The 16,738-nt window shown below is 57.6% G+C and carries 10 protein-coding genes and 2 pseudogenes; 7 read left to right on the top strand and 5 right to left on the bottom strand.

The features are described from left to right. Positions 1-8: 8 nt before the first annotated feature. The 4 genes from EOA13_RS12440 to EOA13_RS12425 all read right to left on the bottom strand — a co-directional run bounded on the left by EOA13_RS12440 (position 9) and on the right by EOA13_RS12425 (position 6,404). Positions 9-1,487 carry an NAD-dependent succinate-semialdehyde dehydrogenase gene (locus EOA13_RS12440; protein WP_063169326.1) on the bottom strand — a complete coding sequence of 493 codons (1,479 nt, stop codon included), beginning with the start codon at positions 1,485-1,487 and terminating at the stop codon, positions 9-11. 973 nt (positions 1,488-2,460) lie between these two features. After that, a complete protein-coding gene (locus EOA13_RS12435; RefSeq protein ID WP_063169327.1) occupies positions 2,461-3,639 on the bottom strand; it encodes a Xaa-Pro peptidase family protein in 1,179 nt (392 codons plus the stop codon). 401 nt (positions 3,640-4,040) lie between these two features. After that, positions 4,041-5,189: a M20 family metallopeptidase gene (locus EOA13_RS12430; RefSeq protein WP_063169328.1), complete on the bottom strand. Its 1,149-nt coding sequence runs from the start codon at positions 5,187-5,189 to the stop codon at positions 4,041-4,043. A 36-nt stretch (positions 5,190-5,225) separates the two neighbouring features. Beyond that, positions 5,226-6,404 (bottom strand): aminotransferase class V-fold PLP-dependent enzyme, encoded by a 1,179-nt coding sequence (locus EOA13_RS12425; protein WP_063169329.1) that lies wholly within the window; start codon positions 6,402-6,404, stop codon positions 5,226-5,228. Positions 6,405-7,248: 844 nt separating this feature from the next. Here EOA13_RS12425 and EOA13_RS12420 point away from each other — a divergent pair. The 6 genes and pseudogenes from EOA13_RS12420 to EOA13_RS12390 form a co-directional block, all read left to right on the top strand. Further along, positions 7,249-7,716, top strand: a complete 468-nt coding sequence (locus tag EOA13_RS12420) for an Lrp/AsnC family transcriptional regulator (RefSeq protein ID WP_063169330.1) — start codon at positions 7,249-7,251, stop codon at positions 7,714-7,716. Between the two features lie 409 nt (positions 7,717-8,125). Then, the gene (locus EOA13_RS12415) at positions 8,126-9,313 is read left to right on the top strand and encodes a M20 aminoacylase family protein (RefSeq protein WP_063169331.1); all 1,188 of its coding nucleotides are present in this window, start codon (positions 8,126-8,128) and stop codon (positions 9,311-9,313) included. Between the two features lie 79 nt (positions 9,314-9,392). Further along, positions 9,393-10,826, top strand: a complete 1,434-nt coding sequence (locus EOA13_RS12410) for an amidase (protein WP_063169332.1) — start codon at positions 9,393-9,395, stop codon at positions 10,824-10,826. 1,116 nt (positions 10,827-11,942) lie between these two features. Then, entirely contained in the window at positions 11,943-12,272 is a 330-nt protein-coding gene (locus tag EOA13_RS12400; protein ID WP_272482847.1) for an ATP-binding protein, read from the top strand. A 771-nt stretch (positions 12,273-13,043) separates the two neighbouring features. Next, positions 13,044-14,051, top strand: coding sequence for an ATP-grasp domain-containing protein (locus EOA13_RS12395; protein ID WP_063169333.1), 1,008 nt, complete (start codon positions 13,044-13,046; stop codon positions 14,049-14,051). 188 nt (positions 14,052-14,239) lie between these two features. Continuing rightward, positions 14,240-14,520 (top strand): annotated as a pseudogene (locus tag EOA13_RS12390) (integrase core domain-containing protein); the annotation flags it as partial. Positions 14,521-14,568: 48 nt separating this feature from the next. Here the strand turns inward: EOA13_RS12390 and EOA13_RS38660 are convergent. After that, positions 14,569-14,808, bottom strand: coding sequence for an IS110 family transposase (locus tag EOA13_RS38660; protein WP_063169335.1), 240 nt, complete (start codon positions 14,806-14,808; stop codon positions 14,569-14,571). Positions 14,809-15,017: 209 nt separating this feature from the next. On the opposite strand from EOA13_RS38660, the pseudogene EOA13_RS12380 reads away from it, so the two are divergent. Next, positions 15,018-16,222, top strand: a pseudogene (locus EOA13_RS12380) (IS110 family transposase). Positions 16,223-16,738 lie beyond the last annotated feature (516 nt).

Raw genomic sequence — 16,738 nt, 5'->3', positions numbered from 1 at the left:
GCTTCCTTTCAGGCCGCGATGTTGCCGATGCAGAGGTATTTGGGTTCGAGATATTCGATAAGACCGTGCCTTGAGCCCTCGCGACCAAGGCCGGATTGTTTCCAGCCGCCGAACGGAATGCCCGGCCCCGTAAATTTTGGAGTATTCACGGCAACCATGCCATATTCGAGCCGGTCGGAGAGCCGCATGGCTCGGTTGAGATCTTGGGTATAGACGTAGGCCGCAAGTCCCATCTCGGAATTGTTGGCTCGCGCGACCACCTCCCGTTCGTCGTCGAAGGGCAGGATTGCAGCGACAGGTCCAAACGTTTCGTCCTTCGCAATCACCATGTCATCGGTCACATTAGCAAGCACGGCCGGCGTGACGAAGTTCCCGCCAAGCGAATTGTGCTGTGCGCCTGCTACCATTCGAGCCCCGGCTGCTAGAGCCTCAGAAACCTGGTGCCTGCATTTGTCAGCACCAGACGTCTTTGTCATCGGACCGATGTCGACACCTGGCTCCAATCCGTGCCCGACCTTTAGTTTACTGGTGGCCTCGGCAAATTTTTCCGTAAAATGCTCGTAAATCTCTCGCTGCACATAAATCCGGTTTGCCGCGAGACAGTCCTGACCGGATGTCGCGAACTTGGCTGCCATGCAACCGGCGACCGCAGCGTTGATCGGCGCATCGCCGAAAAGGATGAAAGGAGCATTGCCGCCAAGTTCGAGCGAGACTTTCTTCACTGTCTTCGCGGATTGCTCGAGAAGGATTCTGCCGACCTCGGTGGAGCCCGTAAAAGAGAACGCACGCACGTGGGTATGCAACAACAGCCGTTTGGCAAGTGGCGGAGCTTCGCCCGTGATCACCTGAAACACGCCGGGCGGAATGCCAGCATCCCCGGCAAGGCGGGCAAGCGCGAGGGCCGACAGTGGCGTTTCGGGTGCCGGCTTTACAATCATTGTGCAGCCAGCGGCCAGTGCAGCTCCAGCCTTTCTGGTGATCATTGCCGCTGGGAAGTTCCATGGCGTAATGGCGACAGTCACCCCGATCGGCTGCAAATGCACGGCCAGCCTGCTTGCGGGGAGATGGCTGGGAATCGTTTCGCCGTAAGCCCGCTCCCCTTCCCCTGCAAACCAATCTAAAAAGCCGGCAGCGTATGAAACTTCGCCGCGGGCTTCAGCAATCGGTTTTCCTTGCTCGGCCGTTATGATGACAGCCAGGTCTTCGGCGCTCTCCCGCATGCCTGCCGCCCATTTCCGCAGATATGCACCACGCTGTAACGGAAGCATGTCGCGCCACTTGAGGAACGCTGCTCTTGCGCAATGGACCGCGTCGTCAACGTCGGCGTCTGCGCAAGCCGCAACTTGAGCGATCTCGTCACCGCTGGCAGGATCAAACACGGCAAGAGTATCTGATTTGGAGAGCCAGGCGCCGTTCAGATACGCATCACCACGCAAAAGGTCTGGCCGTTTGAGCCTGCGTAATGCCGTGATTGACGTACCCCTCATCTAAGACTCCAATGGTATGCTGATGCCTTTAGGTTATTGCTGCCACAGCGCCGATCGGCAGCGCAGTTGATGCCCCTTTAGCTGCATTCCTGCAAACAGCAGCCAATTCGCGTAGAATTGGACACGGCTCACAACTTCACTTGCCAGGAGGCTTAGCGACCGCGAGCGAAGGTCGCGCTGGTCGCCGGCGGCGCGGAAAGTAGTTGGTTCCAGCGCCGATCTCCCGATCCCGAGTTCCCGATCTGGCCTCGTGGCATTAAGTTCTCGACCGACACCGATCAGGCGCACTGACGCAGGCGCAACCGCCTCGAATCTTAGACGGAACTCGCCGCAAGGCTACTTTCGTCCGGCACTGTGCAGGGTGACCGCGACCGCTTCAGACACGATGGCATCGCGGACGACTTCATTCGGAAGGAGGTCTTGGGGTCCCGAAATTGAGGTCCCCGCGATAACCCAGACATTCACTTGGTGAAGTGGTGAAGTCGCACGAAACAGCAGAAAAGGATGAAGCGAGCCCCGGGCAAAAGGCGAGCTTCGCTGCCGAGCCATCTATCGGGAACAACGTGTGCTGATGTCGCGACGTGTTGCACGGACGGGGCGGACCATACTCGCGTTCCCACCGGCGCGCAGGGTTGGCAAGAGCCCGCTTCAGGCGCGCGTAAACTCGTCCTCAATGCTCCTCAAAAGCTAAGTCCTCTTGCGTCATCCGCGCATTTGTAGAATGGGGCAACGTTCACGCCGCGCTCGCGTCACAGGTGGCTCATTTCGGCCTACGGATCTTAATCTCCGCTGATGCAGAGAACTCATGTGCTAGGCGAGATTCTCCTGTCCCAGAGGTTGGGCATGCCGCACCTCTCAGACAGCGCCGTCCTTAAGCTAGATCCGTTCATCCGCTCGCCGCAGAAACAAATTTCAACCGGCTTCGAACGGACCCAGTGAGATCGCAAAACGATTTGGGTCACATCCAAATCACCTAGTCCACGACGATCAAGCGGCGATCAACATCTGCCAATCGCTCACCGCCCCTTTCGGTTACAATAAATGATTCAGAGATGGCGGCGCCGAACCCTTCGAGCCTAACCCCCGACTGAAAATGGAAGCACATTCCTGGTTGTAGGATGGTCTTGTCGCCCGCGCGAATACTAACCGTGCGTTCGCCCCATTCCGGCGGGAAGTTGAGTCCGATTGAATAGCCGGAGCGGCCTATCTTGATATACCCGTTCCGCTTGAGGATATCTTGCCACACCGCATTAAGCTCCTCAACGACGGTACCAGGCTTTGCCATCTCGAGCACAGCATCCCCGCCTTCCACTATAACCTCAGCAAGACGCGAGACCTCTGCGGGTGGCTTTCCGATGTGGACGGTGCGGCACAGCGGCGCACAGTAGCGGCGTCGGGTGGCGCCGAACTCCATGAGAACCAGGCCAGAGGTCGGCAAGGGCTCCTCGGTCCAACTGAGGTGCGGAGCGTTCGTTTGTTCGCTAGTCTGGATAAGAGGAGGACCGCTAGAGTCGCCATATTTACCGTCCACCCCTCGTGTCTGGGCCCGGTACACCTCCGCGACGACCTCATGTTGCGGCACTCCAGGCCTTAGGTTAGCGATTGCCGTCTGCATCGTATGCGTTGCAAGGTGGCCCGCTTCTCTCATGTAGACTAGTTCAAGGTCAGATTTTATAAGCCGTGCCCAATTGACTAATTCGCGGCTATCAGAGAATTTTGCATTCGGAAGGCCTTTGACGAGATGTTGATGTGCTCGGGCAGTATAGAAGTGGGCGTTAAGCTCGACACCGATTCGATCAGATCCCCAGCCGCGCGAATTGATAAGCTCGCAAAGATCGTCAAATGGATGTAATTCTGGATGTTGAAGTCTATGATCGGAAAATGAGCTTATATTTTCTCTAGGCAGATCCGTCGTTATATAAGCGGAATTTACATCGACGAAACGTCCGAACCAGAGGGGCATGTCCGACTGGAGATGCACTAAGACCACCTGAGGCACGTAGAACGAATAGCCGTCAAAGCCGGTAAGCCAATACATATTCGCGGGATCCTGGCAGATCAGCAAGTCCAGCCCCGCTCGCTCCATCCGCTGCTTCACGTCATGAACACGACGCCGAAACTCCTCGGGCGGAAATGGCTTCTCATATTTCATCTCGTCGAGTCCTTCAAAACAGGCATTCCTCGAACGGATCAGGCATTCGTCCTGTCCGCATACTTTCTCTTCGTATCACGTCACAAGAGGCTGTTTTCCCCGAGGATTTCTTCTTGTCGCGGAAAATCTGCATTTCCTAGGCACTTGCCGTACGTTATCCGCATATGAGCGCCAAATTTTCGGTGGCTCTGCGTCTCCGGTGGAAGATCATGCCCTCCCTATGGTGAAGACGCACTCTGCCTGTCGCAACAGAATTTCAAGCACGGGCGGCAAGATCTACGTGGGAAGCGCCGACGAGACCAGCGAAGATCGGGACGTTGCGGCCGCCACGCTCATGCAGCATCCGGGGCGTCCGCGGCCCAATGGACGGGGTTTGAGCACCCCCATCAGGCCGGCCACTCCTAATATGTGAGCATGATTCTCTGGTACAAATCAGCAGCCTTGGTCAGTTGATCGATTTCAACGAACTCGTTGTTCGTATGGGCTTGGGCAGTACGCCCGGGTCCGATAATCACACACGGGATCCCAGCCAATGACAGCTGATTTGCATCCGAGCCGCCGGTGGCTCCCTTCTGCTCTCCGGTCCCCGCGACGTGGGCACAAGCCGCTCCTGCGACTGCTGCAATTTTGCTCGACCCGGAACTGATTGGAGGCGGGTCTTCCAATGCGGGAAGCAATGACCGAACATTGATCTTGTCTTCGCCCTGGCGAAGGCCTTCCAGTATGCTTTCTACCTCCGCCAACGCGTCCTGCGGCCGCTCCCCGGGTATGAGACGCCGATCGACCCAGATACGGCATACCGGCGGTACAGTGGTAAGTTCCAAACCTCCTTCGATGAGGCTCACGGTCAGCTGTGATGACCCTACCAATGGGTGCTGCGCCCGAGACACAAGGGATCGATGGTGCTCATCAAGTGCCAATACCACCTTGGCCATGCCCGTGATCGCGTTCACTCCGAGATGAGGCTTCGACGTATGAGCCGGTACACCCTGAACCTCGATTTGCCAGCGGACAGAACCCATGTGAGCTACAACGAGCTCTAATTCGGTGGGTTCACCGACTACCGCACCCTCATAAGCGACACCGGAATCGGCTATAGCGCGGGCGCCAAGTTTGCGGTACTCTTCGTCAATGCTGGCTGCCACAACAACCGTGGCCCGGGGCTGCCGTTCACCAAGTGAGCTAAGCGCAATCAACATAGCTGCAAGTGAGCCTTTTGTGTCGCAGCTACCTCGCCCATATATTCGCCCGTCCCGTTGCTCACCCGAGAATGGATCTGATTCCCACCTATCGATAGGAACGGTATCCATATGAGCAATGAATAGAATACGCCTATCGGGTTCTTTCCCAGGTACCCAGGTCAGGAAATTCGAGCGACCATCGGCCACCTCCTGTATCCCGTAAGCCAGCTTCCGCTCCTTGCAAAAACCCTCGAGGAACTTGGCTACACCTTGCTCTCCACTACCTTTTGGCGACAGCGATGGATTGATGCTCTCGATCTTTATAAGATCTTGGAGAAGTCCGATAGTCTCGGCGCTCTGGGTCGACATGTACTCTCCTGTGTGCATGAACTAGCCGTGTCGCTCTTACTTCGACCAGCTCTTGGCCAGATTGATTACGCGATCGACTTCATCGGCGGTGTTGTAAAGATGCAGGGAAAACCGGAGCATGCCTCTGCGTATTGAGACGATTACCCCGTTCTTCGTGAAATGCTCGTGAAGCGACCGAATGCGGGCGTCGACTGGGCGCCCTTCAACAAGATCGCTGGAATCGCCAACGGCTACGATACTTCCAGTGTGAGCGCCTGGTGGCCCGCCGCAGACCGGAAGCCCGATATCTAAGAGACCAGTGGCCATACGTTTTGCGAGTGAGGTAACGCTCTGGTCGATCGCCTCGGTTCCGATATCAAGTAGCTGGCCCATTGATGCATATGCAGCCAACATGCCAGGGAAGTTGTAATGCCCGATATCAAAGCGGGGCGCGCCAGAGCGCAACTTTACAAAACTAGGTACCGGAGCTGATTCTGGCGCGTTTCCGAAATCTACGCTGAAGCGCGCAAGATAGGCCGGGCTCAGCCGATCGGCCCATTCTTTACGGCAATATAAAAAACCCGATCCATAAAGACCCATCAAACCCTTCACAGTGGACACTGCTACACCGTCTACGCCAAGTCGATTGACGTCGGTGTGGAGTATCCCAACAGATTGCGTCGCGTCCGCCAAAAGAAATGCACCGTAGTGCCTACAGGCTTCGGATATCTGCTCCATGACGGTCCGAAACCCCGGAACCATCGTCACCGTCGCCAAGGCAACAACGCGGGTATGAGAATCAATCGCCTTTACGAATGCATCAGGGGGAATTGAGCCGTTATCCGGCTCTACGACTCGCAACTCGACATTGTAGCGGTCTCTGATCTGAATCCATGGCAAGATATTATTTGCGTGTTCCAATTTTGGGCATAGAACGACGTTGTCTCCATCTCTCCAATCGATCGCATTAGCGATGATGTTGATGCCTTCCGATGCATTCTTGGTAATTGCAATTTCATCGTGATCTGAATTGATAAATTGTGCGAACCTAGCGCGAGTACGCTCGACGTGTTCGAGCATTCTTTCTTCGTCGTTTAGGCCATGCAGCCGATTGTTCAAATGAGGCTCGATTGAAGCCAATGTTGTGCTTGATATGAGGCCCTGGTTCGCGACATCCATGTAGATGGCGTTTGCTGTGGCTGGAAACTCCTTTCGGAGGATGTCCAAGGGAAGCATATGGCTTTCTCTCCTGGGAGTGCGGACGGCGGTTGAGCTACCTTGTTCAGGCGATCGTTCCGGCAAGGGTAAGAATGCCGCCAGACTGGTCTGCGCTGACCTGCCCATTTTACACGGTGCTCGTGCCGACTTTGGTCTAACATTCGGTCTCCCACGCCGCATTCCTGCGCCAAACCGCGATTCACGCAGAGATCGCGAGCCATTCTCGCGGATCACTGAAGCGTCTCGACGGAATGCAGCTGCAACAACTGCCTCACGAGAGATCAATTTGGGTAATTCTCAGACCGCGGATAGGGCTTCTTACCAGTGCTTGGAGCGACGTTAGCCTGACTGAGCCGACGACCTTCTCCTCCAGCCCCACACCCATGCGGATCATAGTTCACTCGCGGCCGACGCGCGAGGGCCGTAAGGCATCCGAAAGCCGGGGCCGGTTCATAGCCTGACTCTCATGGTCTCCGATTTATGCTGCAACGCCGACACCCTTGGTGATGTCGCTCCCTAACACGCTTGCCTCGAACTGATGCGAGCGTGCTGCAACTCATGTTTTCTGCGCCTGAGCAACGAGATCGGTAGGATCTTTTCGACCGGGGATCGCCCCCACCCGATCGAATCTGCCGTTCTTGCGCTGGCCCGCAACTGCTCACCAGCAACGCCCATCGATTCAGCGGCACCCCTCAGATAGTTATACTATGCCGGTATTGTGCGCAGATGGCGAAAGAAACGCCGATTTTCTGCGACTTGGACCGACTTTAGCGCCGAGAGGGCGTTTGGCACTTGCTACATTTTGGACGTACGGACTGGCGGCCTTGGCATTGGCCGATATCATCATGAGCAGAGATTGTGAATGGATCTGGATCGAATTGACCGGAAGATTCTCAACGTCGTGCAGCGCAACAATCGCCTTACGACAGAGGAATTGGGCGAACTTGCCGGACTATCGGCTACCGCTTGTCAGCGGAGATTAAAGCGACTTCGAGACGCTGGCGTCATCGAAGCGGACGTTGCCATAGTTTCACCGGAAGCCGTCGGTCGGCCCCTGCTCCTGCTGGTATCCATCACTCTCGAGCGCGATCGCGCCGATATCATCGATCGTTTCAAGCAGGCAATTCGGCGGACGCCTGAGATCATGAACGCTTACTACGTTACGGGTGAAGCGGATTTTATTATTACGGTCTCTGCTCAGGACATGGCCGAGTACGAGGCGTTTACCCGTCGTTTTTTTTACGAACATCTTGAAGTAAAGGGGTTCAAGACAATCGTTGTAATGGATCGGATCAAGGCGTCGTTTGCTCTGCCAATTGCTGAAGAGTAGCCTTCAAAAGAGCCCGCCCAGGCAACCACCACGCGCCTTCCGCGGGTCGCAGTTGTCCCGCACTTCTGAATGTCGGCTGTCCTATTTTGAATGGTCCCGCATATATACCAGGGCACCTCCTCTCAGCCTGCAGGTGTTATGCGCCAATGACCAAAAAACGATGATATTCTGCGGGACCAAGGCGCCCTTCGCGCAACCAAGCTCTTTGGCACTTGCTACATTCTGGGCGGAGCGGAATTCAGGATTGTCGGTCCCCGGCTAATTGGAGCGGCTTCAGTCGGCGGAATAGCTGGGGTGCCTACGTCGCACAGAGGATGCTGTGCTCCCGGCAGCGCGGAAACGGGTCTCCCGGCTCTCGCAAGGACAAAGCGTGAAATTCGCCTGCAACCGGCAAGAAAGGAAAGTCCCCGTGGCAATTCTCAATAGCGTCGCAGAGTTTCTCCCCGAGATAGTGGCTTGGCGCCGGGACATCCATGCACATCCCGAACTGGGCTTCGACATCCCCCGTACTTCGGCATTTGTCGCCGAGCGCCTGCGCGAATTCGGCTGCGACGCCGTCGCGACCGGCATCGGCAAAACCGGCGTCGTTGGCGTCATCAAGGGCAACGGCGTCGTGAGCGACGGTAACCCAAAGGTTATCGGATTGCGCGCTGACATGGATGCGCTGCCGATCAACGAAGCGACCGATCTGCCCTATGCGTCCAAGAACAAGGGCTTGATGCATGCGTGTGGGCATGACGGCCACACCGCGATGCTGTTGGGTGCCGCGCGCTATCTTGCCGATACTCGGAATTTCGCTGGAACGGCGGTCATGATCTTCCAACCTGCCGAGGAGATCGGTACCGGCGCCGTTGCCATGCTAGATGACGGTTTGATGGAGCGGTTCGGCATCGAGCACATCTACGGAATGCACAATCGTCCGGGCTTGCCGGTAGGTGTCTTCGGAATCCGGCAAGGTCCAGTGATGGCGGCAACTGATAGCATAGAAATTAGCATTGAAGGGCGAGGGGGGCACCCTGGAAGGCCTCATGAATGCATCGATCCGATTCTGGTCGGCGCTCAGCTTGTGACGGCCCTGCAGCATATCCTGGCTCAGAACATTGACCCTGTCGACTCGGCAGGAATTTCGTTCCACCAGTTCCAGTCCGGGCAGAGACTAGTCCCCGTCGTTCCGCAAACAGCGGAGTTGGTGGGCACCATGCGGACGCTAAAGCCGGAGGTGCGCAAGTTCGTGAAGGAGCGGGTGGGCGAAGTGGTCGCCGGCATCGCCCAGATAACCGGCGCGAAGATAGATATTAAATTTCAGAGCTTCGACGCAATTCTCTTCAATGAGGTCCAGCAGACCGACCTTGCGAGAAGCGCGGCCAAGGGCGTGGCCGGTGAAAACAATGTGCTCGAGACGCCACCGGTAATGGGGGGGGAAGATTTCTCCTTCCTGGCGCAGGCGCGGCCGGGTGCTTTCGTCTGGTGCGGGAACGGTGACAGCGCCGGCCTGCATCACCCTGCCTACAATTTCAACGACGAGGCGATTCCTTATGGAACATCGTACTGGATCAAGCTCGTAGAGAACACGTTGGGATCCCGTCCGACGTCTTGATGATCGGTCTGACAAGGGCCGCAGAACGAATGAATAACTGCCGTCTTATGCCAGGCTTGAATGTAGCGGACCTCGTAAAATGAAAACTCGTTCATCCGTGCCAACATCTCTTGAGGGTCTGTCGGCGTGCGAATGCCTGGAACTCTACCGAAGGCGGCAGCTCTCGCCTGTTGAAGTCGTCGATGACTGTCTCAGCCGCATCGACGCCAACAACCCGGCGCTGAACGCATTTTGCCTCGTCGACCACGAAGGGGCCAGGTCTGCTGCCCGGGCCTCGGAGGGTCGATGGATGAAGGGGGAACCAGCCGGAGTACTAGATGGCATTCCGGCCACCATCAAAGACCTCACCTTGACACGAGGCTGGCCGACAAGACGTGGCTCATTGTCCGGCAGCACCGAGGGACCCTGGACTGAAGACGCCCCTGTTCCAGCCCGTATCCGTGAGACCGGTGGCGTTATCCTGGGCAAGACAACCACTCCAGAATTTGGCTGGAAAGGGGTAACAGACAGCCCGGTCTACGGGATCACCCGCAATCCCTGGAATCCTGACCTGACACCAGGCGGGTCGTCGGGAGGGGCGGCAGTTGCGGCTGCGCTCAACCTTGGCTTTCTTCATCAGGGTAGCGACGGCGGGGGATCAATCCGGATACCGGCGAGCTTCACGGGGACCTTCGGCTTCAAGCCAACCTTCGGCATCGTTCCGCAATGGCCAGCTAGCGCCATGACAACGCTGTCTCATTTGGGGCCGGTGACCCGCACCGTTGCGGATGCGATCCTGATGATGAATGTGATTGCACGAAAGGACGCTCGCGATGGCTATGCGGGTCCGGCGTACCTAGGTCTCGACCCCGATCCAGCAAAGACCACCATCAGGGGCCTGCGGATCGGCTACAGTCGGAACCTCGGCTATGTCAAGGTGGCGCGAGATATCCAAAACGTTACCGATAATGCGATCGACCAGCTTCGAGCTCTTGGGGCCGAGGTGGCCGAAGTCAATCCGGGATTTGCGGATCCGGTGGAGGTGTTTTCTACATTCTGGTTCGCTGGCGCCGCCCGTATTGTGTCACGAATGAACAAACAGCAAAGACAATTACTAGATCCTGGCTTTCTGGAAGGTGCCGAACGCGGGCTGAAGATCACCCTTACCGAATTTCAGGAAGCTGAGGCGATGCGGTTCGAGCTCTCCGCTCTGATGGCGAAGTTCCACGAAAATTACGATCTCTTGGTCACACCGACGATGCCTATCGCGCCGTTCCCCGTCGGGCGAAATGTGCCGGATGATAGTTACAAGGGGTGGGTGGACTGGACGCCCTTCACCTACCCTTTCAACTTGACCCAGCAACCAGCAGCATCGATTCCATCGGGCCTGGATGATCAAGGGCTGCCCGTCGGGCTACAACTGGTCGGCGCGCGCTATTCCGACACCTCCGTCCTAGCCGCGGCATATACGATCGAAAGTCGCCTGGGGCTTCCTTCTTTCGCGAGGAGCAGATTCCACGCTGCCACCCCTTAAAACTTGAGACTGCCGCGCTCAAGCACCTGACGGCCTCCAAGCGGTCAAGCCACGGACGCGAATGTCATTCGATAAAGGGGCGCGGCGTCATAGATGGGCAGTCCTGTCCTACGACGGATTGCTGACGTCACCATCGGGGACAATGTACATTCAAATAGGAGTGCGTCAATCTTGGGATGTGCGGCGCGAAGTCGCGACACAGACTGCAACCCGGGGACTCCATTTCGGTAACACTAGCCGGCCGCGTATTACCTTCGATGCCGCCGATGGCTACTCTTGCCCCTGCGGATGAATCCATGCCCAGCAGCTCTTCGCCGCAGTGTCTTGAGTCTGCGGCCAGACGGCGAGCTTTGCGCCGGCCGGAAGCTGCCGGAGGAGCGTGGGCGCCAGTAGCAGGCTCGACATGGCCACGGGAAGTTTGACAGACGTGGCCAGTGCAGCCTGGCACCAGATACTGAAGCCGCAGTCCCTGGTTATCGCGACGGCTCCGCGCTCAACCAACCGCCTGGCAGCTGCAATGTAGGCCGGCTCGAGAGAGGCATCGCCAGGACTGACCCTCTCCGCCAAAGCCCCGGCCGCGGTCTCTATTATAATTGGGAAGTCGAAGTTGCCGGGTTGAAGACCGACCCCGATGCGGTGGCGGAAATTCACCAGGGCGCAAGTCCGATCTCCAGCCTGTGATTTTTGCAACACTGGCCATCCAATGAGGATCCAACTGCCGTCTGATCGTGACAATTCAGCTGCGTCAAATGCCTTTGCCGCCAAGATGGCGCGTATCGTCAGGTTGTGCTGACCAAGCTGGGACGCTCTACGAGCGCAGGAATCCTGCATTCGCCTGACGCTTCCGGCTCGGTTGCAAGGCTCGGGAATAGTAATGACGAAACAGTGGATCAGCACGCCGTAAGCCCAGTGCAAAAAATGCGGGCTTCGTGCCGAACCTTTTTTTGGAACGGCGGGCGCGGGTCTCATCATTGAGATTACCGGAAAGCCTGTCCGGACTTTTCCGAAGCCGCACTGTTATCCTGTTCGAGAGCGACGCATCGATGGTTCCTTTCCCCGCCTCATCGACAAGCTCACCCGTGTCCACTTGGCTCATCCACGACGACTTCGGCAACCATGCTCTCTCCGATCAGCAGCGCTTCCACCTCTTCGAAAATCGTCGAGGAGCGCTATCAGAGAAAATCCACCCTGATCACCGCCCAGGTCCCCGTGGCAAGCTGGCACGACCTTATTAACGACAGCACGGTCGCCGACGCTATACACGACCGCTCGTGCACAATGCACACCGCATCGCCCTTCAGGGCGAGAGCATCCGAAGAAAAAAGCCTCGGCCCTCTTGACCGACTCCGAGAACACCGAAATCAATCAGCCCTACAGCAACCAGGCTGCCGAGGACCAACCTCGACGAACTGTCGGACTTTTGTGAAAACGCTGTCCGGGAATTAGCGGAATCGCTGTCCAGCTTTTGAAGCGCGCAATAACACTATGGCCGTCATCGAAATGAGCAAGGCGAAGTGCTGATTGCCGCGTTTGTTCCGGGATTAAGCGCCAGCCTCTCAAGAAGATTTATGCCGACTCGCCATCATTGTTGAAACTGCTGCAGCGCTCGCACGTTGAAGCCGGCCAGGCCGGGCATACGATTATGCGGATCGCCTTCGCCCAACTTCAATTCTGGACGCCAGGGCTCGATGTAAGGGACCGGCGAGCGTCAAAAGACTGCGGATGGGTCGCCGCTCGTCCCCTGGGATACGATCTCTGTCGGATTTTGTCGCGCCTGCGACATAGTGGTTGTGCGGGCCAGTTTAGTACCTGATATGACCGTAAGTTTGATATCAAACTCAAAGCACTGGCCGACGTGCATTTTGCGAGGTTGGCACGGTTTTTGAAGCGATCATTTCGCGTCGGAGCGCTCTCATCCGCCGGTTATCATCTGTTTTGGCATAAACCCTGCATAAGGCTTTATTGATGGTACCGCAACCCAACTCGCCGTCTTTCGAGCTACTTGGGCAAAAAGAGCACCGCCAGCGGAAAGGGTCGGGAACCGGAGAGGGAACCGGGTGGTGGACCTATGTTTGTGGAGGGGGTTGTGAAAAGGGTCAGCCATGGTGCTTCGAGCCTCTTGTACTCGTGCAGGTCGTCAATGTTGATATAGCGGTTGGCCTCCATCCAGTTTTCATTGGTTTCGTGACAGCAGACAAACGTCAAAGGAGATAGCTCATGCGAGTAGCCATCGTAACGAACAGTGATTTCAACGGTGTGATTAACCGGTTCGGTCAGCCTTGTCCGCAGCCGCCGCAGCCTTGGCCGCATAGCGGCACGTTGGAAGATGTGGTGGCGGCACTTCAAGAGGGCGGCCACGAGACGGTAGTGTGTGAAGGCGATAAAGGACTGCTCGCCAGTCTCGAGCGGTTCATGCCACCTGATCCGCAAGGTCGCCCCTCGGGAATGGTCTTCAACTTGGCGGAGGGAATTCAGGGCGAAAAGCGTTACACTCATGTTCCTGCCATGCTTGAGATGGCCGGTGTTCCATACACTGGATGTAGCCCCTTCGGGATTGGGCTGACGGGAGACAAAGTCATTACCAAAATGCTCATCCGCGATCAGGGCGTGCCGACTCCGAACTTTCGCGTGATGCGTCGCGGCACCGAGAACACCGGCGACCTGAGATTCCCAGTGGTAGTGAAGCCGCGGGAGGAGGACTGCAGCTTCGGATTGCAGATCATACATGAACACTCTAAGTTGCGGCAGGCCGTCGAAGTGATCGTCACGCAGCATGCTCAGGATGCGCTAGTGGAGGAATACATCGAGGGGCGGGAAATCTGCGTTGCGTTGCTCGGAAACGGGGAGCCCGAAGTTTTGCCTCTAGTGGAGCAGGACTTCGGTGACCGCGAAACGCGTGTTATGAATTGGGATGCGAAGTACGTGGCGGCCGCAGCGGTGCCCAAGATTTGCCCGGCGAAAATCGAGAGCGGGCTTGAGACGATGTTACGGGATATTTCGGTTGCGACCTTCCGTGCCTGCCACTGCCGGGACTATGCCCGCGTCGATTTCCGGATCGATCGCTCAGGCCAACCGTTTGTCCTAGAGATGAACTCGGTGCCGGCCCTTGGTATACACTCCAGTTATGGCACAGCTGCAACGGCCGGCGGACACAGCTTCGTAAGCTTGATCAATCGCATCCTCAATGTCGCCCACACCCGCTATTTCGGAATCGGCGTCTCATAGTGGATTGATCGGATCAAAAGAGTCCGATTTCGGGATTCCGTTTTGCGGTTTGGCGTGCGAGTTAGATGCATGCGCAATAGCATCCCCCTTCACCGTTTTGGCCAGCGACCGTCAGCGCCTGCAAGCGCTCGTCGCGGCGCCAGGAAGCCCGCAAGCACGTTCGGGGGCCGCATCGTCGCGCTGTGCTTCGAACCACGAAGCCAAAGCATACTTGGACCACCGGCTAGGTCGAGCGAATGAACCGCACCATCAAGGACGCGACGGGCAAGCGTTTCCACTACGACGATCATGACCAACTGCGTCGGCATCTTGCCGACTTTGTTGCGGCCTACAAATTTCGGCCGCAGGCTGAAGGCCCTCAAAGGTCTCACCCTACGAGTTCATCTGCAAGGCATGGGCTTCCCAGCCCGAGCGCTTCACTCTCAATCCGCTCCACCAAATGCCTGGACTTGTCTATTCGGCGTGTTGAAGTCAATCCCATTCAAGCTTCCTAGGCTGACCTGCCGACGCGATTATCCTAGCCTGATTGATGTAACCGCGGCGTCAAACCGAGATACGGCCCCACGTCCTTCGAATTCCTGAAGGGGGCAGGAATATCGACCGTGGCGTTGAAACCCAGTGCAACGATAGGGCCGACGCCCAGCACGGTCATCAACCGCCTGCAAACCGTGTCACCCCTCACGATCGACAACAGTCTTTCGTGTAGCACCGTGAACTGCTCGCAAAGTTTCCGACGGGCGGTGAGCAACGTCTCCATGATGTCTCGAGTTCCGGAATGTCACCGGAAGGGTCCCGGATGCGATCCGCGAATTTGCCGGCCGTCGACAATGCCAACTTTGAGACCGAAGTTACGAAACAGGCCACGGATGTCGTTCTCGATGGCGATGGCCTTTTCCTGAAGCGACTTGAGGGCCGTCAGCAGCGCCCGGCGATTCTGGGTCGTCAGCGTCTTGACAGTAAGACCGTATGTCCGCCTCTGCCGATGAGGTGGCTCGCCCTACACTGCGCGTCCGAGGGTTGCTCGGACGGGCCGAGCCGATCCTCACCACAGGAGGACGAGCCGTGGCGGATTATAGAGAAGCATTTGTCGGAATCGATGTTGCGAAGCTTAAGAACGCTATTGCGATTGCGGAGGCAGGCCGGGAAGGAGAGGTTCGGTTCTTCGGTGAGGTCGACGCGTCGGCGACCAGCATGCGGCGGGTCATAGGCCGGATCGCCAGCCGCTTTGATTACGTGCATTTCTGCTATGAGGCTGGGCCGACCGGGTACGGCCTTTATCGCCTGATCCGGTCGCTCGGGCACGAGTGCACCGTGGTTGCACCATCATTGATACCAAGGAAGCCCGGCGATCGGGTGAAGACGAACCGTCGAGACGCCATTTCCCTTGCCCGACTATTGCGCGCCGGCGAGCTGACCGCGGTGTGGGTTCCCGATGAAGGGCACGAGTCCATACGGGATCTTGTTCGCGCGCGGGCGGGCGCGGTCGAGACGCTGCGGGTCCATCGCCAGCAGGTGAGCGCATTCATGCTCAAGCACGGCCGTAGCTATCCGCGAAAGAAGAGCTGGACGATGCGCTATCTACGCTGGCTTCAGGAACAAGGTTCGATCATCCCGCGCATCAGATCGCACTCCAGGAGATGGTCGAGGCGGTGCGCGTCTCGAAAGAGCGGGTCGAGCGGCTGGAGCGTGTGATCGAAGAGTTCGTCCCGGCCTGGTCGCTGGCACCGATCGTGTGGGCGCTTCAGACATTGCGTGGGGTAGACCTAATTGTCGCCGTGACGTTCGTCACCGAAGTCGGCGACGCCAGCCGGTTCGAAAGCCCACGCCAGCTCATGGGATATCTCGGTCGGGTCCCCGGCGAGCGCTCAACCGGGGAGACAGTCCGGCGCGGCGGCATCACAAAGGCAGGCAACGGTCGGGTTCGCCACATGTTGGTCGAGAGCGCCTGGACCTATCGACATCCGCCCAAGGTCGGGAAGGCGAAGCTATACCGGTTGGAGCAGGCGTCACCGAAGGTGCGTGAGATCGCCTGGAAGGCGCAGTCCCGCCTGACAGCCCGCTACCGCATGCTGAGCGCTCGGGGCAAACGGACAACGGTCGTCTGCACCGCGATCGCCCGTGAACTGGTCGGCTTTATGTGGGCAGTCGCAAGGGAGGCGCGCGTCACCTGATCGCTCGCCGCGATGGCGCACATATCGCGCATGGGCGGAGGCGGGACCACGGCAGGGGAATGCCCGTCAGACGCTTTGTGGCCGGCAAATCGACCGACGCCCGCAGTAAGATAGGAACAGCCCCGGACGCACAATCGGGAATGCGGTAGCCAACCCGCGCATCAGAGCTTGATCACCGACGTCCTTCAGTTCCGCCTCCCCACCCATGCGCGATCATCAGAATGAGCAGCCGTTCCTCGGATCGGGCGACCTCATGCGTTCCAAACCTTGACAGCGGACATCAGAGCGGTGTTTCCGGACCACCTTTCGGGAGTGGTCGCGATCTGTGAGGTTGCCGATCCTGTATTGGGATCGGAGATCGGCTTGTGTCTGGACTTGACCTTACGCTTGACCCGGAGCGGCAGCTTCGGCGTTTCGAGGTGATCAACGGTGCCGGCGGTCGGCGTCACTGGTCGGTGGATGACAAGGCGCGGATCATCGCAGAGACGCTGGAGCCGAATGCGATCATTTCCGAGG

The organism is Mesorhizobium sp. M7A.F.Ca.US.011.01.1.1, assembly GCF_003998295.1.
GTDB lineage: Bacteria > Pseudomonadota > Alphaproteobacteria > Rhizobiales > Rhizobiaceae > Mesorhizobium.
The sequence above is the reverse complement of the archived record's forward strand: the minus strand, read 5'-3'. Positions and strand labels throughout refer to the sequence as shown.